This is a genomic window from Mycobacterium sp. URHD0025, from assembly GCF_000426065.1.
Classification (GTDB): Bacteria; Actinomycetota; Actinomycetes; order Mycobacteriales; family Mycobacteriaceae; genus Mycobacterium.
Genome location: NZ_AUEQ01000014.1, coordinates 251112 through 257744 on the forward strand (window position 1 = coordinate 251112; position 6633 = coordinate 257744).

At 65.0% G+C, this 6633-nt stretch carries 8 protein-coding genes and 1 tRNA gene; 5 read left to right on the forward strand and 4 right to left on the reverse strand.

Going from position 1 to position 6633, the window contains the following annotated elements; all coding sequences use genetic code 11:
* Positions 1–27 precede the first annotated feature (27 nt).
* Positions 28–972, forward strand: a complete 945-nt coding sequence (locus H977_RS0123050) for an SDR family oxidoreductase (RefSeq protein WP_029110081.1) — start codon at positions 28–30, stop codon at positions 970–972.
* 55 nt (positions 973–1027) lie between these two features.
* Here the strand turns inward: H977_RS0123050 and H977_RS0123055 are convergent, their stop codons facing one another.
* Entirely contained in the window at positions 1028–1624 is a 597-nt protein-coding gene (locus H977_RS0123055; protein ID WP_029110082.1) for a TetR/AcrR family transcriptional regulator, read from the reverse strand.
* 122 nt (positions 1625–1746) lie between these two features.
* Between H977_RS0123055 and H977_RS0123060 the strand changes: the two genes are divergently transcribed.
* From H977_RS0123060 to H977_RS0123070, 3 genes are all read left to right on the forward strand, one after another.
* Entirely contained in the window at positions 1747–2481 is a 735-nt protein-coding gene (locus H977_RS0123060; protein ID WP_029110083.1) for an SDR family NAD(P)-dependent oxidoreductase, read from the forward strand.
* Positions 2481–2921 (forward strand): nuclear transport factor 2 family protein, encoded by a 441-nt coding sequence (locus tag H977_RS0123065; protein ID WP_231396043.1) that lies wholly within the window; start codon positions 2481–2483, stop codon positions 2919–2921. Before H977_RS0123060 ends, H977_RS0123065 begins: the two co-directional genes overlap by 1 nt.
* A 135-nt stretch (positions 2922–3056) precedes the next feature.
* Complete coding sequence (locus H977_RS0123070) at positions 3057–3683, forward strand: NADPH-dependent F420 reductase (RefSeq protein ID WP_029110085.1); 627 nt, start codon at positions 3057–3059, stop codon at positions 3681–3683.
* Between the two features lie 107 nt (positions 3684–3790).
* On the opposite strand, the gene H977_RS0123075 is transcribed toward H977_RS0123070, so the two are convergent.
* Both H977_RS0123075 and orn read right to left on the reverse strand, forming a co-directional pair.
* A tRNA-His gene (locus H977_RS0123075) sits at positions 3791–3863 on the reverse strand.
* A 40-nt stretch (positions 3864–3903) separates the two neighbouring features.
* Positions 3904–4551, reverse strand: a complete 648-nt coding sequence (gene orn, locus H977_RS0123080) for an oligoribonuclease (protein ID WP_029110086.1) — start codon at positions 4549–4551, stop codon at positions 3904–3906.
* A gap of 117 nt (positions 4552–4668) precedes the next feature.
* On the opposite strand from orn, the gene H977_RS0123085 reads away from it, so the two are divergent.
* On the forward strand, positions 4669–6258 hold the full coding sequence (locus H977_RS0123085; protein ID WP_029110087.1) for a helicase HerA-like domain-containing protein: 1590 nt from the start codon (positions 4669–4671) through the stop codon (positions 6256–6258).
* Positions 6259–6355: 97 nt separating this feature from the next.
* On the opposite strand, the gene H977_RS0123090 is transcribed toward H977_RS0123085, so the two are convergent.
* Positions 6356–6633: IS30 family transposase (locus tag H977_RS0123090; protein WP_029110088.1), on the reverse strand; the 278-nt coding region annotated here is incomplete at its 5' end.

Genomic DNA, 6633 nt, shown 5'->3' on the forward strand with positions numbered 1-6633 from the left:
CCCACCCACCTCGAAAAGGACAGTCACATGCGCGTTTTCGTTACTGGCGGGACCGGCCATTCCGGTTCATGCATCATCCCCGAGCTCATCGCCGCCGGGCATGAGGTGACCGGCCTGGCCCGCTCGGACGCCTCCGCAGAGGCCTTGTCCGCCCTCGGCGCGAGTGTGCGTCGCGGCAGTCTCGAAGATCTCGACGGGCTCAAGGAGGCAGCGCGGGACTCCGACGGCGTCATCCACGTCGCGCACAGGCAGGACCTGCTTCCTTCCGGCGGGATGGACGCCGTGGCCGCCGCGGAACTGCCGATCATGCTCGCGTACGGCGAGGCGCTCGCGGGAACCGGAAAGCCACTGGTTGCGGCGGGCAGCATCGGCTCGCCGGGAAACCTGGGCCGGCCCGCCACCGAGGAAGACCCGGCCCTTCCCGGCGGGGAGGAGCACAAGGGGACGCTGCGGGCTCGTAACGTCGTGGAACGGACGGTAATTGGCCTCGCCGAGCAGGGAGTGCGGTCGTCGATAGTGCGGCTTCCGCTCATCGCGCACGACACGACCGACAACGCTGGCTTCCTGCCGGGGTTGATCGGGCTCGCCAAGGAGAAGGGTTTCGCCGGCTACCCCGGAGATGGCACGAATGCGTGGAACGCCGTCCACATTCGCGATGGCGCCTCCCTGTTCCGCCTGGCGTTGGAGAAGGGTCCGGCGGGTAGATATTGGCACGCGGTTCAGGATGAGGCCATCCCATTCCGCGACATCGCCGAGGCCATCGGCAGCCGCCTGGGCCTGCCCGCCGTGAGTGTTCCCGTAGATGTCCTGATGCTGCCGGGATATTTCGGGATGTTCACGAACCTGGTCACGTTGGACCTTCCGGCCTCCAGTCTGATCACTCGCCAGACCCTCGGCTGGGAACCCGTCCAGCCCAAACTTTTTGCCGATTTGGACAACGGTCATTACTTCTCCGGCCAGCTGACGGCCTAGGCGCACCAATCGAATTCATACTACGAGGAGTAAGCATGGCCACATGCATGGCGGATCAGTTCCCGCCTGCGCCGGACGGTGCCGCTGTCGCGGGGATGGCGTTGTCGACGAGGACGGCTGCGATGGCGGCCGCGGTGGCGAAGGTTTCGGTGTTGAGGACCCGGTTGCGGGCCGAGGCGCCATCGAGGAGCAGCGCCAGTTGTTCGCCGAGCTGTTCGGGGTCGGTGGCGCCGGCCTCCCGCGCGGTCTCGGCGAGCCGCGCGGCAAAGGCTTGCTTGTAGTCGCGGGCGTGTACGCGTGCTGGGTGGCCCGCGTCGTGCAGTTCGACGGCCGCCGCGATGAACGGGCACAGCGGTCCGTGAATGTCGAAGACGGCGAGGAGCCGCTCGCGGGGCGTGAGGTCGGTGCGGTCGAACACTTCGGGCAGGACGTCGGGATCGAATCGGCGTAGATGTTCGGCGATCAGCTCGTCCTTACTGGAGAAGTGTTGGTAGAACGTGCGTTTGGACACCTGTGCCTCCGCGCAGAGCTGGTCCAGGCCGGTGCTGTTGATGCCCTGATCGCGGAACAGTCGACGCGAGGCGCCGAGGATGCGCTCGCGTGCGCCCCTGCCGCGGCGCAGGCCTTGGGGACCCTTCTCCAACTCCGTCATGCATCCAGCCTAGCCCAGTTTGGTACGGATCGGTGTACATAGCTTGCGTCTCGCCGAGCGGTCGGATACGTTAAGCACTCAGATCGGTGTACATAACATCGACAAGTTGACGAGGAGTGATCATGGGAAAGCTCGATGGCAAGGTCGCGGTGATCACCGGCGGGACCAGTGGTCTGGCATTGGCCGGTGCCAAGTTGTTCGTTGAGGAGGGGGCTCACGTTTTCATCTCGGGCCGACGGAAGGACGCGCTGGACCAAGCCGTCGAACTGATCGGGCGGAACGTGACCGGCGTACAGGGCGATTCGGCCGATCTCGATGATCTGGACCGCTTGTTCGACACCGTCAAGCGGGAAAAAGGCGCGATCGACGTGTTGTGGGCAAGCGCCGGGATGGGCAAGCAGGGCAGGCTCGGCGAGATCACCGAGGAGGACTTCGATGCCACCTTCTCGCTGAACGCGCGCGGCACGCTGTTCACGGTGCAGAAGGCGTTGCCGTTGTTCAACGACGGCGGCTCGATCTTCATGACCGGGTCGAACGCGTCGCTCAAGGGCTACCCCGAGTGGGGCGTATACGCGGCGAGCAAGGCCGTCCTCCCCGCGTACGCGCGGGTGTGGGTATCTGAGTTGAAGGACAGGAACATCCGGGTCAACGTGCTGACCCCCGGTCAGGTTGCCACTCCCATCCAGGAGGAGCTGTTCGACGAGGCGATGAAGGCGCAGTTCGAATCCCTGATCCCACGGGGAAAGATGGGCCGCCCTGAGGAGATCGCGTCGGTCGCATTGTTCCTCGCCTCGGACGACTCAAGCTATGTCAATGGCCAGGAGTTGGTGGTCGATGGCGGCACCGCGGCGATCTGATGAACAACGACCACGTGACCACGTTCGCCCCGCACCGCAACACCGTGGAGTCCTTTGTCGACTGCATGCACGGCGGCGCAGACAAAGCCGCTCTTGCCGGAATGCTTGCCGAGGACGTGGTGCTGTACGGCCCGCTCGGCGATGAGTCACTCACCGGCCGCGAGGCAGTCCTGGAAGCCATCCGGACGGTCGGCGCGGTGGCGGCCGACCTCACCTACACAGAAGTCCTCAGCGGCGAAACGCACCACGCCGCGCACTTCCGGCTGCAGATCGAAGACGCCGTGGTCGACGGGATGGACTACATCCTGCTCGACGCTGACGGAAAGATCGCCGAGGTAACCATCTGGTGGCGCCCACTGCCGTCCGGCGTCCAGATGCAGGGCCACCTTGCCGGCCTCCTCGGTATGCAGCCCTGGAAGCTCCTCACGAACGGGGAATGACGACGAAGGTCGTGCCCGCCGGGCGTACGGCCCGGTTCCATCAGCCTCCACACACCCAAATTGGTTGACGCACAGGACAATCCGTACATACGGGAGGCGTCAACCTTCTATTCAAACGAGAACATGGGACACCTTATGAGCAACATCAGCATCATCGGCACCGGGAACATGGCCCGCGCGATCGGCGCGCTGGCGGTAGCGGGTGGCAACACCGTTGAGATCATCGGCCGCGACGATTCCAAGGCTGGTGACCTGGCCAAAGCGCTCGGCAGCAGTGTTACGACAGGCGAGTTCGGCGCCGTCCCGGCCGGGGACATCGTCATCGTGGCCCTGAGGTACGCCGATGTCGCTCCGGTCGTCACCCAGTACGGAAACGCGTTGGCGGACAAAGTCATCGTCGATATCAGCAACCCCTTCAATGACGCGGCCGACGGACTCGCCATCCCCGATGACACCTCGATCGCACAGGAAGTCGCCAAGGCGGCCCCGGCCGGCGCCCGCGTGGTGAAGGCATTCAACACCGTCTTCGGTCATGTCCTGGAGAAGGGCCGGACGCCGGATGTGTTCTTCGCGGGCGACGATGCGCAGGCCAAGGCACGCGTAGCGGAGTTCATCGCGAGTCTCGGACTGCGCCCGTTGGACGTCGGCGGCTTGAACATGGCGCACTGGCTGGAGGGAACGGGCCTGGTCCTCATGGGTCTCGCCCGTCATGGAGTGGGGAACTTCGACGTCGCCCTCGGCGCCACCGAGTATCCCGGCTGAGCCGCAACCGCTGGTCCGAGGAGTGAATGAACGAGGGCGTCGCGCGGGTATCACGGCCCGAAACGAGGAACGCCGTCTGCTTGCGCAGACGGCGTTCCCGCTATCGGGGTGGCTGACGGGACTCGAACCCGCGACAGCCAGGATCACAACCTGGTGCTCTACCAACTGAACTACAGCCACCATCGCCGCGCGCCTTTGGAGCATATGCGGCTCGTAGATACTAACTGCTCGGGTGCTGTACCGCCGAATCGGTTTCGGTCGCGTCGCCGTTCGGCGGGCCGAGCTCGGCCGCGATGGCGGCAATATCGCTGGTAGACGGACCGGGCTGGGCGACGAACGCGGTGGAGCGGTAGTACTTCAGTTCGCGAATCGACTCGTGGATGTCCGCCAGTGCGCGGTGGGCGAGCCCCTTCTCCGGCTGGCCGAAGTAGATGCGGGGATACCAGCGCCGGCACAGCTCCTTGATGGAGCTGACGTCGATCATCCGGTAGTGCAGGTAATCGTCGAGTTTGGCCATGTCGCGGGCGATGAAGCCGCGGTCGGTGGCGATCGAGTTGCCCGCCAGGGGAGCGGCCTTGGCTGTTTTGACGTGTCCGCGGATGTAATCGAGGACCATCTCTTCGGCGGTGGCCAAATCGACGGTCGAAGCCCGGACCTCTTCGATCAGCCCGGACCGGGTGTGCATCTGTTTGACCACGTCGACCATGGACGACAACGCCTCGTCGTCGGTGTGAATGACCACGTCCAGGCCGTCACCGAGGATGTTCAGGTCAGCGTCGGTGACCAGAACCGCAATCTCGATCAGGCGATCGGACTTGAGGTCCAGGCCGGTCATCTCGCAGTCGATCCATACCAGTTCGTCTCGCACGAAGATCCACATTATTCCGTTACCGGGCGACGGGTTGCCACACCCACCGTGTGCGCCGTCCGGCAAGTAGTGTCAGACCCCGATTGGCTCGTTCGCGAAAACTGGGAGGACCGCGGCATGACCACCGAATCGACAGCCAGCCCCGCGCAGCAGATTGCCGCCGGTTACGCAGTCGAAGGCCAGGCACTCGAACTGGGGTCGGTGTTCGTCCCCAGCGACACGGGCGGCGCCGTCGACCCGGCTGCACAGGTCCGCATCCCGTTGGCCACGGTCAACCGCCACGGGTTGATCGCGGGTGCTACCGGTACCGGCAAGACCAAGACCCTGCAGGTGATCGCCGAGCAGCTGTCAGCGGCAGGCGTCCCGGTGGTGATGGCCGACGTGAAGGGTGATCTGTCGGGCCTCTCGGCTCAGGGCACCGCGAACGAGAAGGTCGATCAGCGCGCAAAGGACACCGGCGACACCTGGACGCCGACCGCGTTTCCGGTGGAGTTCCTGTCGCTGGGCACCGGCGGCATCGGGGTGCCGGTGCGCGCCACGATCACCAGCTTCGGGCCGATCCTGCTGGCGAAGGTGTTGGGGCTCAACAACACTCAGGAGTCCACCCTGGGTCTGATCTTCCACTGGGCCGACCAGAAGGGTCTGCCCCTGCTGGACATCAAGGATCTGCGTTCGGTGATCCAGTTCCTCACCAGTGACGAGGGCAAGCCCGAACTCAAGGCGCTGGGTGCGGTGTCGACCACGACGGCAGGCGTCATCCTGCGGGCCCTGGTCAACCTGGAGGCCGAGGGCGCCGACTTGTTCTTCGGCGAACCCGAGCTCGAACCCAAGGATCTGCTGCGCACCGATCCCCAGGGGCGGGGCATCATCAGCCTGCTCGAGCTGGGTGCACAGGCCGCGCGGCCGGTGATGTTCTCCACGTTCCTGATGTGGGTGCTGGCCGATCTGTTCACGACGTTGCCCGAGGTCGGCGATGTCGACAAGCCCAAGTTGGTCTTCATCTTCGATGAGGCGCACTTGCTGTTCGCCGATGCGTCCAAGGCCTTCCTGGAACAGGTCGAGCAGACCGTCAAGCTGATTCGCTCCAAGGGCGTCGGCGTGTTCTTCTGCACGCAGTTGCCCACCGATGTGCCCAACGAGGTGCTGTCGCAGCTGGGCGCGCGGGTGCAGCATGCGTTGCGCGCCTTCACCCCTGACGACCAGAAGGCCCTGTCGAAGACGGTGCGCACCTATCCGAAGACCGACGTCTACGACCTGGAGAAGGCGTTGACCTCGCTCGGTATCGGCGAGGCGGTTGTCACCGTGCTCTCGGAGAAGGGTGCACCGACGCCGGTGGCCTGGACCCGGATGCGGGCGCCGCGATCGTTGATGGACACCATCGGCAATGACGCGATCACCGCGGCCGCCAAGGCCAGCCCGCTGCAGGCCACTTATGGCCAGACCGTGGACCGTGATTCGGCCTATGAGCGGTTGGCCGCCAAGCTGGCCCCGCCGCCCGAGGCGGCCGCCGACGACCCGGGTGGTTTCGGCGGTGTCGAGGCCTCGGGTGACATCGAGCCGATGCCCGCTCCTGCCCAGCCAGAAGAGCCCGGCATCCTCCAGCAGGTGATCAAGAGTTCGGCGTTCAAGAGTGCCATGCGCTCGGCGGGCACCGTGATCGGCCGCGAGATCACGCGCAGCATCTTCGGCACGGGCCGCCGCCGCTGAGCGGCGAATCAGGCTCGGGCCGCTGAGCGGCGAATCAGGCTCAGGCCGCTGAGACTTCGCCGATTTCTACACGAGGGTCGCGATACGTCGGGCGAGTTCAAGGGGTCGATGCAACAGTTGGTGGATTTGAGAGTAGTTCGGTGAGGGCTTCGGCTGGGGTTTTCCAACCCAGGGTCTTGCGGGGTCTTCCGTTGAGTTCGGAGGCGACCTGGTCGAGGTATCCGGGCCCCCACAACGAGAGATCTGTCCCTTTCGGGAAGTACTGGCGCAGCAGTCCGTTGGTGTTCTCATTGCTGCCGCGTTGCCATGGCGAATGCGGGTCGCAGAAGTAGATGTCGAGGTCGGTGGCTTTGGCGATGGCCTTGTGGTTGGCCA

What these genes read in the sequence shown, in the direction of transcription:
- H977_RS0123050 (WP_029110081.1), top strand. Translation starts at nt 28, where the DNA reads ATGCGCGTTTTCGTTACTGGCGGGACCGGCCATTCCGGTTCATGCATC.
- H977_RS0123055 (WP_029110082.1), bottom strand. Translation starts at nt 1,624, where the DNA reads ATGACGGAGTTGGAGAAGGGTCCCCAAGGCCTGCGCCGCGGCAGGGGC.
- H977_RS0123060 (WP_029110083.1), top strand. Translation starts at nt 1,747, where the DNA reads ATGGGAAAGCTCGATGGCAAGGTCGCGGTGATCACCGGCGGGACCAGT.
- H977_RS0123065 (WP_231396043.1), top strand. Translation starts at nt 2,481, where the DNA reads ATGAACAACGACCACGTGACCACGTTCGCCCCGCACCGCAACACCGTG.
- H977_RS0123070 (WP_029110085.1), top strand. Translation starts at nt 3,057, where the DNA reads ATGAGCAACATCAGCATCATCGGCACCGGGAACATGGCCCGCGCGATC.
- H977_RS0123085 (WP_029110087.1), top strand. Translation starts at nt 4,669, where the DNA reads ATGACCACCGAATCGACAGCCAGCCCCGCGCAGCAGATTGCCGCCGGT.